The organism is Psychrobacter sp. APC 3279 (assembly GCF_030407795.1).
In the GTDB taxonomy this organism is placed as follows: Bacteria; Pseudomonadota; Gammaproteobacteria; order Pseudomonadales; family Moraxellaceae; genus Psychrobacter.
This window is the reverse complement of record NZ_JASDCR010000020.1, coordinates 27,051-45,066: the sequence shown is the minus strand read 5'-3', so window position 1 is coordinate 45,066 and position 18,016 is coordinate 27,051. Positions and strand designations below refer to the sequence as shown.

At 42.1% G+C, this 18,016-nt stretch carries 18 protein-coding genes; 16 read left to right on the top strand and 2 right to left on the bottom strand.

Annotated elements, in window-relative coordinates; translation table 11 throughout:
* Positions 1-28 precede the first annotated feature (28 nt).
* Positions 29-1,270: a CAP domain-containing protein gene (locus tag QL898_RS11240; RefSeq protein ID WP_290176859.1), complete on the top strand. Its 1,242-nt coding sequence runs from the start codon at positions 29-31 to the stop codon at positions 1,268-1,270.
* A 135-nt stretch (positions 1,271-1,405) separates the two neighbouring features.
* Here QL898_RS11240 and QL898_RS11235 read toward each other — a convergent pair whose 3' ends face one another.
* Complete coding sequence (locus tag QL898_RS11235) at positions 1,406-2,071, bottom strand: DUF924 family protein (protein WP_290176858.1); 666 nt, start codon at positions 2,069-2,071, stop codon at positions 1,406-1,408.
* 99 nt (positions 2,072-2,170) lie between these two features.
* On the opposite strand from QL898_RS11235, the gene QL898_RS11230 reads away from it, so the two are divergent.
* The 4 genes from QL898_RS11230 to QL898_RS11215 all read left to right on the top strand — a co-directional run bounded on the left by QL898_RS11230 (position 2,171) and on the right by QL898_RS11215 (position 6,378).
* Positions 2,171-3,412 carry a carboxynorspermidine decarboxylase gene (locus tag QL898_RS11230; protein WP_290176857.1) on the top strand — a complete coding sequence of 414 codons (1,242 nt, stop codon included), beginning with the start codon at positions 2,171-2,173 and terminating at the stop codon, positions 3,410-3,412.
* Positions 3,413-3,709: 297 nt separating this feature from the next.
* Positions 3,710-4,984 carry a saccharopine dehydrogenase family protein gene (locus QL898_RS11225; protein ID WP_102091503.1) on the top strand — a complete coding sequence of 425 codons (1,275 nt, stop codon included), beginning with the start codon at positions 3,710-3,712 and terminating at the stop codon, positions 4,982-4,984.
* A 242-nt stretch (positions 4,985-5,226) separates the two neighbouring features.
* Positions 5,227-6,039, top strand: a complete 813-nt coding sequence (locus QL898_RS11220; protein WP_290176855.1) for a PhzF family phenazine biosynthesis protein — start codon at positions 5,227-5,229, stop codon at positions 6,037-6,039.
* A gap of 6 nt (positions 6,040-6,045) precedes the next feature.
* On the top strand, positions 6,046-6,378 hold the full coding sequence (locus QL898_RS11215; RefSeq protein WP_102091506.1) for a YnfA family protein: 333 nt from the start codon (positions 6,046-6,048) through the stop codon (positions 6,376-6,378).
* A gap of 140 nt (positions 6,379-6,518) precedes the next feature.
* Here the strand turns inward: QL898_RS11215 and QL898_RS11210 are convergent, their stop codons facing one another.
* Positions 6,519-6,641: a hypothetical protein gene (locus tag QL898_RS11210; protein ID WP_021815223.1), complete on the bottom strand. Its 123-nt coding sequence runs from the start codon at positions 6,639-6,641 to the stop codon at positions 6,519-6,521.
* Positions 6,642-7,034: 393 nt separating this feature from the next.
* Here QL898_RS11210 and QL898_RS11205 point away from each other — a divergent pair, with 393 nt between their 5' ends.
* The 11 genes from QL898_RS11205 (at position 7,035) to radA (ending at position 17,892) form a co-directional block, all read left to right on the top strand.
* Positions 7,035-7,655, top strand: a complete 621-nt coding sequence (locus tag QL898_RS11205; protein ID WP_290176854.1) for a 6-carboxytetrahydropterin synthase — start codon at positions 7,035-7,037, stop codon at positions 7,653-7,655.
* Positions 7,655-8,185, top strand: coding sequence for a tRNA (adenosine(37)-N6)-threonylcarbamoyltransferase complex ATPase subunit type 1 TsaE (gene tsaE / locus QL898_RS11200; RefSeq protein ID WP_290176853.1), 531 nt, complete (start codon positions 7,655-7,657; stop codon positions 8,183-8,185). Before QL898_RS11205 ends, tsaE begins: the two co-directional genes overlap by 1 nt.
* Before the next feature lie 53 nt (positions 8,186-8,238).
* Complete coding sequence (gene mutL / locus QL898_RS11195; protein WP_290176852.1) at positions 8,239-10,023, top strand: DNA mismatch repair endonuclease MutL; 1,785 nt, start codon at positions 8,239-8,241, stop codon at positions 10,021-10,023.
* A gap of 82 nt (positions 10,024-10,105) precedes the next feature.
* Positions 10,106-11,272 carry a tRNA (adenosine(37)-N6)-dimethylallyltransferase MiaA gene (miaA, locus tag QL898_RS11190; protein ID WP_290176851.1) on the top strand — a complete coding sequence of 389 codons (1,167 nt, stop codon included), beginning with the start codon at positions 10,106-10,108 and terminating at the stop codon, positions 11,270-11,272.
* Positions 11,273-11,599: 327 nt separating this feature from the next.
* The gene (gene hfq / locus QL898_RS11185; protein WP_290176850.1) at positions 11,600-12,127 is read left to right on the top strand and encodes an RNA chaperone Hfq; all 528 of its coding nucleotides are present in this window, start codon (positions 11,600-11,602) and stop codon (positions 12,125-12,127) included.
* 218 nt (positions 12,128-12,345) lie between these two features.
* Positions 12,346-13,338: a KpsF/GutQ family sugar-phosphate isomerase gene (locus tag QL898_RS11180; RefSeq protein WP_290176849.1), complete on the top strand. Its 993-nt coding sequence runs from the start codon at positions 12,346-12,348 to the stop codon at positions 13,336-13,338.
* A gap of 77 nt (positions 13,339-13,415) precedes the next feature.
* Positions 13,416-13,982 (top strand): HAD hydrolase family protein, encoded by a 567-nt coding sequence (locus QL898_RS11175; protein ID WP_290176847.1) that lies wholly within the window; start codon positions 13,416-13,418, stop codon positions 13,980-13,982.
* Entirely contained in the window at positions 13,979-14,563 is a 585-nt protein-coding gene (gene lptC, locus QL898_RS11170; protein ID WP_290176846.1) for an LPS export ABC transporter periplasmic protein LptC, read from the top strand. Before QL898_RS11175 ends, lptC begins: the two co-directional genes overlap by 4 nt.
* A gap of 158 nt (positions 14,564-14,721) precedes the next feature.
* The gene (lptA, locus tag QL898_RS11165; RefSeq protein ID WP_179799007.1) at positions 14,722-15,210 is read left to right on the top strand and encodes a lipopolysaccharide transport periplasmic protein LptA; all 489 of its coding nucleotides are present in this window, start codon (positions 14,722-14,724) and stop codon (positions 15,208-15,210) included.
* 73 nt (positions 15,211-15,283) lie between these two features.
* Entirely contained in the window at positions 15,284-16,063 is a 780-nt protein-coding gene (gene lptB / locus QL898_RS11160) for an LPS export ABC transporter ATP-binding protein (protein ID WP_102078865.1), read from the top strand.
* A 392-nt stretch (positions 16,064-16,455) separates the two neighbouring features.
* Positions 16,456-17,892 (top strand): DNA repair protein RadA, encoded by a 1,437-nt coding sequence (radA, locus tag QL898_RS11155; RefSeq protein ID WP_290176845.1) that lies wholly within the window; start codon positions 16,456-16,458, stop codon positions 17,890-17,892.
* Positions 17,893-18,016 lie beyond the last annotated feature (124 nt).

Genomic DNA, 18,016 nt, shown 5'->3' with positions numbered 1-18,016 from the left:
AACAGGTTATTATTTTATAGGATGAGCGATGACTTCTTATACTTCTCAGAAAAATCTTGCGGCAGTGCTATTTTTAACGATATTTCTCAGCGCGTGCGGCGGAGGTGGTGATTCTGATAGCAGTTCTACATCTGCTAATACACCAGACAGTTCACAAAATGATGAAACAGCCCAGCCAACAACGTCGGAACCTATTATTTCCGCTCCGATTATAGCGACACCAACTGAACAAAATGGTGATACTCCTAACGTTGATGGCAATGGATCAGCTGATAATAATGTACAAGCAGCACTAAGTGCAAATAATCAGTTCAGTCTAGCAAGAACCAGCTGTGGTCTAAATGGTCTATCTGTTGATACAGAACTAGATGATATTGCTATTCAGCACGCAAATTACATTAAACATGTATTTGCTAATAGCTCACCAACCAGCTTTAACGCGCATTTCGAAAATGAAATCAGCGATATTGCTAGTGTGACAGGTTCTAACAATCCTTTTTTCAGTGGATTAGATCTGGCAGATCGATTGATCAATGCGGACTATGGCAACTCTCAATATGGTGTCACTGAAAACATTGCCCAGTCTGTATATTACAGTTCGGCAGGCAATTTTTTGAGTACAGAAGCCGTGGCAAGCTCTATGGCAAAGTCTTTGTTGTCAGCGCCCTATCATCTACGCTCTTTAATGTTGCCAACCTCAGGCGTAGTAGGAACAGGAGTGGTTACCTATACGCCTAGTAGTAAAAATGCTGCTAACAACAAAGGCTATGTTTTGGTAAGCAATGCTGCAGGGACAAAAACCACGGCAAATAAAACATTGGAAGGTGTTTTTACGTACCCATGTCAAGATGTGAGCGGGACAGTTACTGCACTTTATAACGAAACCCCAAATCCAGTCAGAGGCTCTGGGCGCAATTTGCGTACTGATCCTATCGGACAGCCAGTTTATATCAACATGCCATCCGCTGATAAAGTTAAAGTGAGTAACGTTAAATTCCGAGATGTGCAGCGCAATATAGATGTGCCTATTCAATTACTTGATTCTGACAATGATCCGTACAAAGGTACGAATTATGCGCTACCAACGAATGAAGCATTTATTTTGCCATTAACTGATGCGCTGAAAAGCTGTGAATCAGGTAGTAATAAAGGCGGTAATTGTGGACTTTATGGCAATAGCAAATATAAGGTCAGCTTTGATATTTTGGTTGACGATAAAGTATTAGAGCAGCAATCATTTACGTTTACTACTGGTAAGGTAAATTACTAATAAGTATTTAATACTCTCTAAATATTTGTCGTAAAAAAGAAGGTCTGAACCAGTGATATGATTCAGACCTTTTTTTATATAATAATTCTTTGTGTAACAACTTTGAGTATCTTCAGGCAGTACTAGGAATCTCGCTTAAAACGATGAATTAGGCTGTTTTAAAAAGTTCTTTTCATCTTCGGTTGAGTCGCGATTTAGTACCTCGTTGCGATGTGGATATCGCCCGAATTGATCGATAATTTGTTTGTGACGATGTTCAAAGTCTAATGTGTTTGCATCATTTAGTTGTTCAAATAGCGGTAGATAACGCTTATGAATCATGGCCGACTCAGAGTGCATAAACGGTATAATAATAAATCTACGCCATTGCATTGGTAGAGTATCAAAATAAGGCTGTTGAATGGCTTCTTGGGCGAGTGCTAACGCCATACCGTCTTGCGCAAATGCACTTGCTTGTCCACGACATAAATTGCGTGAAAACTGATCCAGCACAATAATTTCTGCCAAGCGTCCTGCCAACGCCGTTATCGAACTATTACCATCTAATGAAGACTCTGCGATACGCCAAGTGACACATTCGCCTTGTTTTGCTGCATGCCAAATGTCGCCAAACTTATCCTGTATCTGCTTATCAAAACGATCGTTTTGTTCAAACCAGTACGCTTCATTGTTTTTATCAAACCAAAAATCCAACACGGCGCGCGCATTAGGATCTAGATAAGTCAAATCTATGTTTTTCGGATCCAATTGTGATGAATGGGATCGACTGGCTGAGGTGGAATAATCGGTTGAGAGTGCCATAAGATATTCTAATTATGATGAATTTAGTCTACTATAGCGCAAATATTTATATCTGTCTGTCAAGATACCAACAGCAGAGTGTCTATTAGGTAATCTATTATGAATGCAAAAAATCTAGAGAATTCTATCAACGCGTCATTGCCACCAACGCCTTACTATGTGCTTGATGAAGCAGCCATCGTTGCCAATATGAAAATCATTGCTAGGCTATGTGAACTGTCTGGTGCAAAAGCATTATTAGCACTAAAATGCTTTGCCACATGGGGCGTGTTTGATGTGATGCAGCCTTATTTGCATGGCACGACTTCATCTTCACTTAACGAAGTCAGATTGGGCTATGAGACCTTTGGTAAGAACGACGATGCCAGTAGCAGTGATAAGAAAGAAACGCATGCTTATAGCGTCGCCTATAGTGCAGATGAAATCCCTGAAGTACTGAACTATGCGGATAAAATTATCTTTAACTCAATCTCACAGCTCAACGCTTTTAAAGCGCAAGCCGCCGCGCAAAATATACCTGTAGGTCTACGACTCAATCCAAAGACTAGCAACTCATCGTTTTTGATCGCTGATCCTGCGCGTCCATTTAGCCGTCTTGGTGAACATGACAAAGAGAAAATTGCAGCAGTACTTGGTGATATCACTGGCGTCATGATTCACAACAATTGCGAAAATGACAGTTTTGAAGCCTTTAGTGAAAGCTTGGCGGATATTGAAGAAAGATTTGGTGATATTTTAGCGCAGCTTGAATGGGTTAGCTTGGGCGGTGGCATTCATTTTATCGCGCCTGACTATCCATTAGAAAAGCTAGCCGCACGTTTAAAAGCGTTTAGCGAAACCTATGGCGTGCAAGTGTATCTTGAGCCAGGTGAGGCAAGTATTCATGGCGCAGGTACATTGGTGACCACCGTGCTAGACACCATGCACAATCAAAAAAACCTAGCCGTCGTTGATGCGTCTATCGAAGCACATATGCTTGATCTACTAATCTATCGTGAGTCAGCACCGATTGCTGCGATCAATAATACTGCTGCCAATATTGCACCTACTGGTAATCCAACAGAAGCTACGCCACCTGAAACTAATGCTGAGTCAGTAGACCATACCATTATTTATGGTCGTTCTTGCTTGGCAGGGGATATCTTTGGTGAGTATGCATTACCGAGTAATCTTCAGATAGGCGATAAGATTGCCTTTGGCAATGCTGCAGGTTATACGATGGTCAAGAAAAACTGGTTCAATGGGGTCAATATGCCAGCGATAGTGATCCATCGTTTGGACGGTAGCACTGATATCCAGCGTGAGTTTGATTATGAGGAATATAAAGCCAGCTTGTCTTAAGTCTTAGTTTTTAAGACTATGCTATTGTCGAGTTTTTGTATTTTAATTATTAAAAAACAAAGACTTAACCTGTATTAGTAGACATTTTAATATCTCTACTTTTTATACATATTTTTTACCGATAAGGGAATAAAAATTGTTATAATCGCGTCGGGCAAATAATGGAGTATTATTTGCCCGACGGGTGCGTGGGTTTTCCTCGGTCTTCCTTTTTAATTCACGCATATCATTCACTCGTTTCTGTTTTGCATAGCCGCTATCAATGGTATCGACAGGGACACAAAGGAGGATTGTTCATTGAACACAAACCAACAAGCTAAGCCTAACAAAAAAGACGTACTGATCATCGGAGCAGGCGGTGTCGCTCAAGTGGTCGCGCATAAATGCGCGATGCACAATGATGTACTTGGTGAGATTCATATCGCCTCACGTACCAAAGACAAATGCGATGCCATCGCCCAAAGTGTAAAAGAAAAAGACAGCTTTAAGCAGGCTGCGGTCTTGCATACGCATCAAGTCGATGCGATGGACAGTCAAGCACTCGTGCAGCTGATACAAGACACTGGAATACAAATAGTCATCAATGTTGGTTCGGCATTTATCAATATGACCGTACTAGAAGCCTGCATTGAGACAGGTACTGCCTACATAGACACGGCTATTCATGAAGATCCACGTAAGATTTGTGAGACACCGCCGTGGTACAACAACTATGAGTGGCAACGTAAAGAGCGCTGTGCAGACAACAATGTCACTGCCATTTTAGGTGCAGGGTTTGATCCTGGTATGGTCAACGCCTACGCGCGTCTTGGCTATGACATGATGGATGCAGGATCTGTGACGGATATCGACATTATTGATATCAATGCAGGCAGCCATGGTAAATACTTTGCGACCAACTTTGACCCAGAGATTAACTTCCGTGAGTTCACCGGTACGGTTTACTCTTGGCAAGACAGCAAGTGGCAGTCTAACAAAATGTTTGAAGTCAAACGTACGGACGACTTGCCAGTTGTAGGTGTACAGAACAGCTATCTAAGCGGTCATGATGAAGTGCATTCATTGTCAGCCAATCTAGATGTACCAAATATTCGCTTTTGGATGGGTTTTGGTGAGCACTATATCAACGTCTTCACTGTCCTACAGAGCCTAGGGTTGTTGTCTGAGCAGCCAGTGATGACTGCTGAAGGCCAAGAAGTGGTGCCACTAAAAGTCGTTAAAGCGGTACTACCAGATCCAAGCTCGCTTGCACCGAACTATACAGGCAAGACCTGCATTGGTGACAAAGTCAAAGGCAAGATCAATGGTGTTGAGACTGAAGTATTTATCTATAACGTTTCAGATCATAAAGATGCTTACAACGAAGTTGGTAGCCAAGGTATCTCGTATACCGCAGGCGTGCCACCTGTTGCTGCTGCGATACTAGTTGCGACTGGCGAATGGGATGCAGGCAAAATGGTCAATGTCGAAGAGCTAGATGCTAAGCCATTTATCAATCTACTAAACAAGATTGGTCTGCCAACGCGTATTAAAGATAGCGAAGGCGATAGAGCACTAGAGTTTGATATTTAATTAGAAAACGTTATTTAGAAAAGCCTGTCTTATATAGATAGGCTTTTTTATGTCTAAGTAATGAGAGCTAGCGGTGACATTATGTTCTTGCTACTATCGGTTTTCGCTACTATAAATCTCCATCTAAATTACGGTTGCTAAAACAGATACTATACTACTTTTTTATAGACATTAGGCCAGCTGCTTTTGCCCGACAACAACGATAAAAGTACAACAAATATAACTAAGAATGAGAACATGACATGCAACTAGAGATAAACGTCATTGACGCTTTTACTGATACTGTATTCAAAGGTAATTCTGCTGCTGTCATCGTTACAGATGAATGGTTAGATGATAATTTGATGCAGTCTATTGCGTCTGAAAACAACTTGTCTGAAACGGCTTTTATCGTTGCTGATGATAAAGGTGTCTATCATATTCGCTGGTTTTCACCATTGACTGAAATTGACTTCTGTGGTCATGCGACCTTAGCTGCTGCCTTTGTACTGTTTAATAAAAACTCAAACATACAGTCGATTAGATTTTTAGCCAAAGCTGTTGGCACAATGACCATTGTCCAAACAGAATCAGGCAAGATACAAATGGATTTCCCTAATAGAAAGCCTGAAAAAGTTGATGACATTCCTGATAGTTTACTATCTGGTTTATCTATTGCTCCTGCTAAAGTTTACCGTAATGCTCAAGCGTATTTTGTCATCTATGACTCTGAATCTGATGTATTGAATGTTGTGCGTGATAATGAGAAGTTGAAGCAGCTAGCGCCTTATGATGTGGTTGTAACTTGTGAGGCAAACTCAGAAAAATATCATAATTATGACTTTGTCTCTAGATACTTTTGGCCAGCAAATGGTGGTGATGAAGATCCAGTAACGGGATCGATTCATACTGGACTTGCACCTTTATGGGCGGAGCATTTAGCTAAAAATGAATTGGTTGCTTATCAAGCATCTAGTCGAGGCGGCGTGCTTGACTGTATCGTGACAGGAGATAGAGTGCTTATTTCTGGCAATGCTGTACCATATCTGACTGGGTTTATTACGGTCAAGGAGTAGTAATTTTTGACAGAATTAAAGACGGTTGGGCTATTTGCGCTTACTGCATTGGCTGAGATAGCAGGATGTTATCTGCCTTATCTGTGGCTGCGAGAAGGTAAGTCAATCTGGCTACTGATACCTGGTGCGCTGAGTTTGGTTGCATTTGTTTGGCTGCTGTCATTACATCCGACTGCTGCGGGCAGGGTTTATGCTGCATATGGTGGTGTTTATATATGCATGGCGATTTTATGGTTATGGACGGTCAATGGTATACGACCAACCATGTGGGACATAGTGGGTTCGATAGTTGCGCTATTAGGAATGGCGATTATTATGTTTGCACCGCGCGGAGCTTAATCAAAACCTAAGCTTAATCAAAACCTAAGCTTAATCAAAACCTAAGCTTAATAAGACAGTGCTTAGCTAAAGGCCAATGACGAACCAAAAAAATACCAATCAAACGGTTAGGTCAGATTGGCATATTGATGTATTGATTATTAATGTTTACCTAAAATACTACCATTGTCGTCTTTCTTAGCTTGTTTGGCAGCTTTCTTTTCTTTAGCAGTCAAAAGGGGCTTTTTCTTAACGTTCTTCTTACTATCTTGACCTTTGCTCATAATCGTTTCCTTTTTTACAGCACACTACTCTTGACGCCAAGTTAAGCGCATTCAAGACAGGGTGAATACAGCTAACATAGCTGCTTACTGAATAGAGTATAGGCTTAAGCTTTAGTAATAGATAGCGCTCGCACAATTCGTCTACGATTCAATTATCATTCAAATCCTCTATTGTTTTCGCTAAGTGTTCTTTATGCAGAATGACGAGCAACTCCAATAAGGTTAGTCCTAGTCTGTCAATTGATTCGTTCAATCAATCATTGTATTAATAAGTGCTTACTTACGGATACATGGCGATTTGCTATAATGAGTCATAAACCGATTTATAAACGCGGCAAACTCTTATTTATTAACATTTAGCACCATAGTGCTTACTGTTTTGGTCAAATTATTATGCGTATTCGTAAACTGTTCAAATTTGAAAATGCTCACATCGTTCGTAACTGTAGTTCTGAGCGTTGTAAGCACTCGATTCATGGCCATAGCTATCAGATTGAGCTGATCCTTGAGGCCACTCGTTTAGACCATGGGCAAATGGTTTATGACTTTGGTCTACTAAAGTCTTCGATCAAGGACATTATTGATAGCTTTGATCATGCTATTTGTTTTTGGAACAAAGATGATCCTGAGTATGTCGCAGCGTGTAAGAAATTTAGCGCACGTTGGATCAGCTTACCAGTTTCACCATCGGCAGAGCAGTTTTCACGAGTGATATTCTTTTGGGCGCAAGAAATACTACGTCAGACACAAATGCAAAATGGTGAAGCTGATGTCAGCGTGTACTCAGTGATTGCCCACGAGACGGCGACAGGGTATGCGCAGTGCTTTGCTCATGATGTTGCAAACGATCAAATGGGTAAACTGGTCTTAGAAGATTTTGAATTTAGTGAGCAGGTTCGTGCTGAGTGGACTGACTCTGAGCTATATGCCAAGCTGATTCGTGGTGAAAGCTTTACCAATCCAACGGTGACCATGCAGGTACAGACAGAGCAAGTACAAGCAGGTTCAGTCTGATGTGTGATGGTCAATCTATAGAAAATAGCAAATACTTAAAGACTCTGATATTAAACTCTGAGCAAGATACTCAATCATTGGCTGAGCAATTAGCGACATTACCACTGACAGGTAGCGTGTGGCTGGCAGGGGACTTGGGCGCAGGTAAAACGACACTGACGCGTTACTGGTTACAAGCGCTTGGTCATACAGGTGCGGTAAAAAGTCCAACCTATACCTTGGTTGAGCCTTATAGTATTCAGCGAAAAGATGGTTCGATCAAGCCAGTTTATCATGCAGATTTATATCGTCTCCAAGATCCAGAAGAACTGTCTTTTATTGGATTTGACGAGTATCTGGATGAGCCTGAAGCATTAGTCATCATCGAATGGGCTAGCCGTGCTGATAGCTATCTTCCGCCGCCCACGTTATTTATCGATATGACTCAAAGTGTAAGCGATGATAACGGCACTGAAGCTCGCCAAGTGCAGTTGAGACTGTCAAAGGCAGGCCAAGCGCAGGGCTTGGATCTATCGCAACTTGACATCTAAACGAATATCTAAATTATACCAATCGCTACTTTCCAAAAATATGACATCTATCAATGCCAGATAATCATTCTAATACCCGCATTAAAAAACTATCGCCGTTGCTGATCAATCAATTAGCAGCAGGTGAAGTGGTGACACGTCCAGCAGCAGTGGTCAAAGAGCTGCTTGAAAATGCCATCGATGCTGGTGCGACCAGTATTGAGGTGCGCATCACTCAAGGCGGTATGGGCCTGATTGAGGTAGTAGATAATGGGCTGGGTATCCATCCTGATGACATGGTCATGGCCATTACTCGTCATGCGACCAGTAAGGTTGCTGACGTTGCTAATTTGCATGGTATTACGACGTTGGGTTTTCGCGGTGAAGCGTTAGCGGCGATGGCTGCTGTCTCACGTTTGACCTTAATCAGTAGTCATGATGATAGTGGTATTGGCCGTCAATTACAGGTCGCTGGCGTATTAGGTGACACTCCGAAACTTTTACCAGTTGTCCATAACCGCGGCACAACAATCATAGTCAAAGACTTATATTTCAATGTGCCTGCCCGCCGTGGCAACCTAAAATCTATTGCTACTGAATTCGGTCATATCGAAACCATTGTCCGAGAAGTCGCACTGGCGCGTGCCGATGTTGCTTTGACACTTTTTCATGACAATAAACAGCGGCTATCATTATCTGCAAGTGCTACGAGTATTAGTGGTAACAATGACAGTCGCTTGCCACTACCGCGGTTGGAACAAGCAACGGGTATGGCATTGACAGATAATGCATTAGCAATATCGATAGATTTGTCGAGTCTGGTACAGTCGTCTGTAGCGTGCGATGATAGCAATGTTAATCAAGCAGCGATTAGTGGTTGGTTATGGCCGCTACATTATGACAAATCTGACTTACCCAAGCTGATTTATGTAAATGGCAGACTGGTAAAAGAAGCATTGATTAGCAATCAGATACGTCAACTGGCGCAAGGTGCGCAGCTAGCAGGTATGGGGTATGCACTGTATTTTGATTTGCCAACTCAATGGTTAAATATCAATGTGCATCCATCTAAACAACGTATCAAAATCAGTCCATTGAATAATATTATGGCGCACTTAGGCCATACAGTTCGTACGCAGTTGAAAACGATTGATGTAGCTAAGTTTGGGCTTGGAATTGATTCTGCATCTGCGTCCGTAGCGATGACAGACGCTGATAGCCAATATATATCTGCGGAATTATCAAACGTAGATGCTTCTGAAAGTCGTTCGTCTGAAATGCCCATCTCAAGTAGTCAGTCTAGCAATAACCAAAGGCAGAATAATCGAGTAGAATCTACTAGACAGTCTTATCAGTCTACTGCAAACCAATCACTTTCATATAATCCTTCATTGCAAGAGTCAGCGCGATCTTATATCAATGAACGATCAGACCAAAGTAACAATAGTAACCACAGCACTTCACATTATTCTGATGGAGCAGGTACTTTTGCATCTTTACCAATTTGCTTAGATATCATTAACGATGTAGAAGCTGTTGACATGGACTTAAACACAGATGATAAAAAGCTACCTTGGTTATTATTTTATCACCAAGGGCAGTGTGCACTGATAAGTGCTAAAGACTGGCAATTTAAAGTAAGCCAATTGTTCGAATCACTTACCTCTAGTGATCAATTATTCAAAAAAGATAGATTACCAAACAGTGTTACTGAGATTAATCAACAACTTATAATGGTCAATGCGCAAATGTCTGTGCAAGATTCAATGGTTTTCGTGAATGATCTTACTGAAATAATGATGAACAATGCTATCAAGACGATAGATAGCCATCGCTTAGTAAAGCTAATGCTATCCTGAATATCTGAAAATAATTACAACATCTTAAAGCAATTAAACCAATTGATATCTGAGTTATCCATATATTATGAAAGGCCACTTTATGCAACATTCGTCTGATAGCATCTCTCACAAGTTGGCGGATAATAGCGTGGTTTGTCTTATGGCACCAACTGCTAGCGGCAAGACGTCACTGGCGTACGAGCTATACGATACAGGTCGTTTTGAATTAATTTCTGTGGACTCAGCACTGATATATCGTGATATGAATATTGGCACAGCCAAGCCAACAGCTGCTGAGCTGGCGCGTTATCCACATCATTTGGTCGATATCATTGATCCTATGCAAAGCTATAGTGTGGCGGAGTTTGTCAGTGACGTTGCTCGTATTATTGACGAGTGTCACAGAAATGGAAAAATACCATTATTAGTAGGTGGCACCATGATGTATTACATGGCGCTACTCGATGGATTGTCTCCTGTGCCTGATAGCGATGACAGCGTACGGGCGCGCGTAGAGCAGTGGCGTCAAGAGAAAGGTATTAGCGCTCTATATGATTATTTGGAGAGTATCGATCCTATAAGCCATGCGCGTTTGAATGCTACTGATACTCAGCGTATCACGCGAGCAGTTGAGGTCTATCTACAAACAAATATTCCAATAAGTGACTGGCAGCGCAAGCCAAAGCAAGCCCTAGCCCATAACCCAGAGCAGCAGTGGCACGCGCTATCGGTAATGCCAGATCGTTCATGGCTACATAATCGTATCGAACAACGTCTAGATATCATGTGGAATGAAGGGCTAGTGGCTGAAGTCATAGACTTACTAAAAAAGTATCCGCTCACGCCTAATATGCCTTCGATGCGCTGTGTAGGCTACAGGCAAGTACTAGAATATTTGGTACATATTGAGCATCCGATATTTGATGAGACTCATCTAGATAAAGCTCAATTTTATGAAGCTTTTGGAAAGCATACAGATGTCAATGAAGAAAAAGAAATCTCAGATAATGTTGCTCAGTCAGTTGCTCAACCAAACATGGCTAGCCAAGAGACCGAGGCGCTTGCTTGTCAGGAAATGCAAAATAAGGCATTATATGCTACAAGACAGCTAGCAAAACGTCAGTACACATGGCTGAGAAAGGTAATGCAATTGCCCAGCGCATCATCAAATGGCATAGCAGAATCTGAGAGCGGGGCTGATGCTAGCAGTCGTATGATATTACAAACGTTTGAAACCATGGCCGAAACACGAGAGTACTTGTCTTAAGGTGCAATGATAGCTAACACAATTAGTTTCAAAGATTGACATAGATAGCTGTTATAATTCGGCTCAGTGCATTGAGCGTTGTTATGATGTCTGGCTTATGAACTTTTGTAGACAAAAATTATTAATGAAACAACTAGTTACTTAATTATTTACAATAATAACGTATTCGCGATAAAGTGGAATCACTTAAGAGCAACGAATATTTATTTAGATACGTTTTATAAAGAAAACACCTTATTGTATCTACCTTTTAGCCATTATAATTAAATTAACACTTAAAATAATTGGCACCCAAAACATAACTATATAATACTTAGGAGAGATTTCATGTCAAAAGGACAAACTTTACAAGATCCGTTCTTGAACTCGCTGCGCAAAGATCGCATTCCTGTCTCTATTTTCTTGGTAAATGGCATTAAATTACAAGGCCAAATTGAATCATTTGATCAATATGTCGTTCTTTTGAAAAACACAGTGAGCCAAATGGTATACAAACACGCCATTTCAACAGTCGTGCCAGCGCGTAACCCGCGTAGTAGTACGACGACAGGTACAAGTGCTCAGCCTCAGAGCGCAGTACCGACTGGTTATCAAGGCGGTGGCTTTGAACGTGGTAGCAACCCTGCTGCTGGCGGCTTTGAAGAGCGCGGATTTGCATCGAGTCGTAGTGGATTTAATCGTGGTGGTTTTAGCCAAGGTCAGGATCGCGGCTTTGAACGTGGTAGTTTCGGTCAAGGTCAAGAGCGCGGATTTGAGCGTGGTGGCTTCGGTCAAGATCGTGGGTTCGATGTCACAGCAGATACTACAGGCTTTGAAGATAAGCCAAACGACGGTTCTAATGATAGCAACAGCTAACTTATTGCATTAATTGAGCATGTTGTCTAGAAAAATATTAAGACATGATTTATTCGTTTAAAACCTGCTGATATAGTGGGTTTTTTTTGTATAGATAGCAGCAAGCTCTTTATTCAGTGTAAAGCACTATATTAGTGTAGATTTTGTAGACCATTACTAATATGAAAGATAGTGTAGTAAAATGAAGTATTGATTCATTATAAAAATAGAGCGGATTCATGAGTGATACCAAAAACAACTTAACCCATGAGCAATTTATTACCACTGCTATTGAGGCCATTAACACAGAGATATCTGCATTAGCATTACTAACAGAGCAGATTGACGACAGATTTGCACAAGCATGTGACATTATTTTGACTTGTAAAGGTCGAGTGGTAGTCACGGGCATGGGTAAGTCGGGGCTAATTGGACGCAAGATTGCAGCGACCTTCGCCTCAACTGGCACGCCTGCTTTTTTTATGCATCCTGGTGAAGCAGGGCATGGTGATTTGGGTATGCTTGTACAAGGTGATGTGCTGCTTGCTATTTCAAACTCAGGTGAGTCAGATGAAATCAAGATGCTACTACCAGTGGTCAAACATCTAAATATTCCTCTTATCAGTATCAGTCGTGATAAGCGCGGTATGCTACCGCGAGCAGCTGACATTGTATTAACGCTCGGTCAGTCGCAAGAGGCTTGTCCACTTAATCTAGCGCCTACCTCCAGTACGACAGCTACTTTAGCGCTCGGAGATGCGTTAGCGGTGGCTTTAGTACACGCACGTAATTTTACTTCTGAAGATTTTGCATTATCACATCCTGCTGGTGCCCTGGGTCGTCAGCTATTGACGCGTGTTGAAGATTTGATGCATACCAACTCAGAAGACTTGCCTTTGATTCATCAGCAGGCCCCATTGCAACAAGCTTTATTTACCATGTCTGCTGGTCGCTTGGGTATGACAGTGGTGACTGATGATAATAATAAGGTCGTCGGTGTGTTCACAGATGGTGACTTACGCCGAGGGTTAGAAAAAGGCATCGACCTACAAACGCCAATGAATGAAGTGATGGTCAGCAATCCACGCCATATCAGTAAAACGATGCGTGCGTCAGATGCGCTTAGTGTCATGAATGAGAGTAGTATTAGCCAGTTATTGATCATTGACGATGAAGATCGTTTAGAAGCTATTATTACCGTGCATGATTTGCTGCAAGCTGGGGTCAAATAAGGTTTGTGAGTTGCCGTTGAAATAGTTAAGCTATATAGAATAACGCTTCGAAAATAAATATTAAAAAGAGACAAATAATGCAGGACTTGATACAGAAAGCCGGACAAGTAAAACTATTGGTCATGGATGTCGATGGAATTTTATCCAATGGTCAAATTATCTATGATGCTAACGGTGTTGAGACCAAAGCGTTCTCCGTACAGGATGGTGTGGGTGTTAAGTCGTTAGCACGCTACGGTATTTTGACAGCTATCATTACGGGCCGTAGTAGTGCAATGGTGAACAAGCGCGCAACAGAAATGGGCGTCAACCATGTGGTGCAAGGCCGTGATGATAAATTAATTGCGCTAAACGAGCTGCTATCTTCTCTAGATCCTTCCCTGAATATCACTGCTGCTGACTGTGCCTATATGGGCGATGATTTACCAGACATTAAGGCGATGCAAACAGTAGGATTTGCAGCAACCGTACCTAATGCGCATGCTGAAGTTATCAAGCGCAGTGACATGGTAACGACTCGTGCTGGCGGTACTGGAGCGGTGCGCGAGATATGTGATCTTATCTTAAAAGGTCATGGACATTATCAAGACTTTATCGCGCATTACACGCTTGATGAGGCGCAAACTCAGGATAAACAGTCGTGAATACACGTGTATTAATTGTATTAGCCTTAATTATTGCTGGTATCGCGGGTTGGTTTTTTCAGCAGCAAGGCGACGTAACGCCGCCAGTCAATATTGAAACGACAGATGTCGATTATGAAGCTACCGATATTAAAGCCGTACAGACCAATGAACAAGGTGAAACCGAATACGAGCTTACCGCTGAGTCTTTGACACATAATCCTGAGACCAATCAGGATGAAATGTCAGGCATTACCATGAATTGGGAGCCATCTGCAGAGCAACGTTATCGTATTCAAGCGGGCAGTGCAGCTATTAGTCAACAGACAGGGGAGCTTAGTTTATCAGGTGGATTTACACTGGTGAGCGAAGGCAATAAGAGTACCCCTGATATCGAACCGATAAAAGTGACTGGTAGTACGCTAAAAGGTAATACGAAATCAGGCAAAGTATACAGTGACGCGCCTGTGAAAGTCGAACAAGGCATGAATCGATTTGAAGCCTCTAGTATGACGGCCAATCTTGAGACGGGTGAGTACGAATTTGGTCAAGTGGCTGTTGCCTTTTCTCCATCTGAACGCCAAGATAAAGCATTATTTTAATCAAAGTACTTCTTATTTACTGTGTCAAAAAATAGCAGCTAGCATAAAGTTTGCAAATCCTACCACCTATTATGAAATGAGTTATTTATATGAAACTTAAATTTTTGCCTACTTTACGCGCATCATCACTCTGCTTGCACAAATTGCGCGCACTGCCCATGGTGATGTTATTGGCGCTACCGCTATATAGTCACGCACTGCCATCAGATTCTAATCAGCAGATCAAATTACTAGCGGATAAAGCCACTTATAGTGAGCGTACTGGCGTGACCAGTTATGCAGGTAATGTCATTATTACTCAAGGTACGTTTAAGATGACGGCTGACAACATCACGGTCAATCTTTCTCAGCAGCGTAGCATTAACTCAGCGGTAGCAACTGGCCGTCCAGCGACTATGCAGCAAGTAGTCACGCAAGAAAAGGGCTTGGCAAAAGGTCAGGCTAATAAGATTGACTACAACGCAGTGTCTGGGATTATTACGCTAACTGGCAATGCAAAACTGGTTCAAAATGGTGCAAGCTTCGCTGGTAATGTTATCCGTTATAGCCTAAAAGCAGGTGATGTTGAAGCAACTGCTGGCGGCAATCAGCGCGTCGAACTGGTATTCCCGCCTAACAACGGTACAAACCAAAGTGGCGTACGTTAACCCAAATAAACAGGCTATGAGTAAATAAGTCTGCCTTTAGCAATGCTTAAATTTGTGAAAGTAAGAGTAAGTTATGAGCGATGATAAAAATCTAGACCTATCGGCATCAAATAACAATACGGCGCCCGTCGCTCGATTGACTATGCAAAATTTAGGCAAACGCTATGGTAAGCGTTGGGTGGTCAAAGACGTTTCATTTTCTGTCGAACAGGGTCAAGTCGTCGGACTGTTGGGGCCTAATGGTGCTGGTAAAACGACTAGCTTCTATATGGTGGTGGGACTGGTCAATATGGATAAGGGCCGCGTTACATTAGGTAAAATGGACTTATCTAAATACGCAATGCACGAGCGAGCGCGTGCGGGTATCGGTTATCTACCGCAAGAGGCATCAATCTTTCGTAAATTGTCTATCGAAGATAATATCTTAGCTATCCTACAGACTCGTACAGAATTAAGTAAAGCTGAACAACAGCAAGAACTTGAAAAGTTAATTGGCGAGTTCCATTTAGAACATGTGCGCAAGTCTCAGGGTATGAGCGTGTCAGGCGGTGAGCGTCGACGCTGTGAGATTGCGCGAGCATTGGCCGCTGATCCTAAGTTTATCTTATTGGATGAGCCTTTTGCAGGGGTAGATCCTATCTCTGTCGGTGATATTAAAGACGTTATTTTGACGTTAAAAAATCGCGGCATTGGCGTTTTAATCACGGATCATAATGTTCGAGATACACTGGCTATTTGTGAAAAAGCTTATATCGTATCAGAAGGCGCTATCATTGCAGAAGGCACTTCGGCTGAAGTGTTAGAAAATGATTTAGTAAAATCTGTTTATCTAGGTAAAGACTTTCAAGTATAAGTGAGAGCGTTAAATTCCTTATCTCATACTCTATTTTATATAGTGCGCTCAAAACAAAAAGGTGCCGTTAAAGTAGAGTTATGCTGGTATGGATTTTCCTTACTTCCTATTCATTTTGCTTTCCAAATGCTGTGTAAAATTTATACCAACAGTTTTGTATTTTCTGATTAACTAATAGAGCAGGCTAAAACTATTTTATATAGAGCTTATAAGCCAGTTACTACTTATATCTACAATTAATATCTCTACAATTAACACCATCCTCTTCAAGTACAGCTTGCAAAACCAATGGCTGACTTATCATGACAAATATTTTTGAATCAGCGCTTATAAAGCGTGACATTATTACCTTCATTATTCTCGATTGATCCTCTGAATAAGGCTTATAAGCTATGGCAAAAAATAAAAGCAGCTATGTCTGTCAGCATTGCGGTGCGCATTTTGGTAAATGGGCTGGGCAGTGTACGGATTGCGGGGAATGGAACAGTTTAGTCGAAGCCCCAAATGTCAGCATGCCACATCATAATAAGAGCACCGCGAAGCCCAATAACGCACGAGCTGCTACTCGTGGTACCAGTGCGCCAGCTGGTAACTACTCTGGTACTCACAGTGCTGTCATGCCGCTTAATGCAGTAAGTGTGACGCTCGACACGCGCCTACCAACCGGTATCAGTGAGTTTGATCGCGTACTCGGCGGTGGACTAGTGGCAGGTTCTGTGGTGTTAATCGGTGGTGATCCGGGTATTGGTAAATCAACTATCTTGCTGCAAACGGCGACCAATATGGCACGGGCGGATTCACTGGCAGGTAGTGCACTATATGTGACGGGTGAAGAGTCGCTTGCACAGGTAGCCATGCGAGCCAAACGATTAGACTTGCCTGCTGATAGACTGCGTGTGTTGGCCGAAACTAACGTAGAAACTATCTGTGCTGCATTAACGCAAGAGCAGCCAGCCATCGCTATTATTGATTCTATCCAGACGATTTATACGGACGCTATTAACTCTGCGCCAGGTGGTGTCAGTCAAATTAGAGAGTCTGCTGCGATTTTGACTCGCTATGCTAAGCAAACAGGGACAGCGCTGTTTTTAGTAGGACATGTAACCAAAGAAGGTACGCTAGCGGGTCCGCGAGTATTGGAGCATATGGTTGATACCGTACTTTATTTTGAAGGCCAGTCTGACTCGCGTTTTCGTATGATTCGTGCGGTCAAGAATCGCTTTGGTGCGGTTAATGAACTGGGCATCTTTGGTATGACTGATATGGGGCTCAAAGAAGTCGCTAATCCATCAGCGATATTTTTGAGTCGTTATGACAAACCTGTTGCTGGGTCAGTTGTCATGGTCAGTCGTGAAGGTACAAGGCCGTTACTAGTAGAAGTGCAGGCATTGGTAGATGATTCACAAGGCTCGCCTAGAAGAATGGCACTGGGTTTAGACTTCCAACGTTTATCCATGCTACTAGCAGTGATGCATCGTCACGGCGGGATACATACCAGTGGACAAGATGTCTATGTCAACGTCGTTGGCGGCGTCAAAGTCATAGAGACAGGATCTGATTTGGCCGTACTGTTGGCCTGTGCTTCAAGTATTAAAGAGAAAGCGTTACCATCTTCATTAGCCGTGTTCGGCGAAGTTGGTCTATCAGGGGAAATACGCCCAGTACCTAATGGACAAGAGCGCCTAAAGGAAGCGATGAAACATGGGTTTAAGCATGCCATCATTCCAAAGGCCAATGCACCTGCTAAAGATGCGCCTCAGTTTAAGGGTATCAATGTGATTGCTGTTGAGCGTCTGGATGATGCTATCGAAAGCGCATTTGAGTTATGAGATATATAGAACTTATAGTACTTTATTTTGAGTAGTTCAGTCGCTACTATTAGCCTAGAGCGATAAATATAGACCATAAAAAAAGCCTAACTAATGGTTAGTTAGGCTTTTTTTGCTATATAGG

Coding starts and splice junctions, on each gene's coding strand:
- mutL (WP_290176852.1), top strand. CDS start 8,239: ATGCCAGATAATCATTCTAATACCCGCATTAAAAAACTATCGCCGTTG.
- lptA (WP_179799007.1), top strand. CDS start 14,722: ATGGTGATGTTATTGGCGCTACCGCTATATAGTCACGCACTGCCATCA.
- QL898_RS11175 (WP_290176847.1), top strand. CDS start 13,416: ATGCAGGACTTGATACAGAAAGCCGGACAAGTAAAACTATTGGTCATG.
- QL898_RS11180 (WP_290176849.1), top strand. CDS start 12,346: ATGAGTGATACCAAAAACAACTTAACCCATGAGCAATTTATTACCACT.
- radA (WP_290176845.1), top strand. CDS start 16,456: ATGGCAAAAAATAAAAGCAGCTATGTCTGTCAGCATTGCGGTGCGCAT.
- miaA (WP_290176851.1), top strand. CDS start 10,106: ATGCAACATTCGTCTGATAGCATCTCTCACAAGTTGGCGGATAATAGC.
- hfq (WP_290176850.1), top strand. CDS start 11,600: ATGTCAAAAGGACAAACTTTACAAGATCCGTTCTTGAACTCGCTGCGC.
- QL898_RS11205 (WP_290176854.1), top strand. CDS start 7,035: ATGCGTATTCGTAAACTGTTCAAATTTGAAAATGCTCACATCGTTCGT.
- QL898_RS11210 (WP_021815223.1), bottom strand. CDS start 6,641: ATGAGCAAAGGTCAAGATAGTAAGAAGAACGTTAAGAAAAAGCCCCTT.
- QL898_RS11230 (WP_290176857.1), top strand. CDS start 2,171: ATGAATGCAAAAAATCTAGAGAATTCTATCAACGCGTCATTGCCACCA.
- tsaE (WP_290176853.1), top strand. CDS start 7,655: ATGTGTGATGGTCAATCTATAGAAAATAGCAAATACTTAAAGACTCTG.
- lptB (WP_102078865.1), top strand. CDS start 15,284: ATGAGCGATGATAAAAATCTAGACCTATCGGCATCAAATAACAATACG.
- QL898_RS11235 (WP_290176858.1), bottom strand. CDS start 2,071: ATGGCACTCTCAACCGATTATTCCACCTCAGCCAGTCGATCCCATTCA.
- QL898_RS11220 (WP_290176855.1), top strand. CDS start 5,227: ATGCAACTAGAGATAAACGTCATTGACGCTTTTACTGATACTGTATTC.
- QL898_RS11240 (WP_290176859.1), top strand. CDS start 29: ATGACTTCTTATACTTCTCAGAAAAATCTTGCGGCAGTGCTATTTTTA.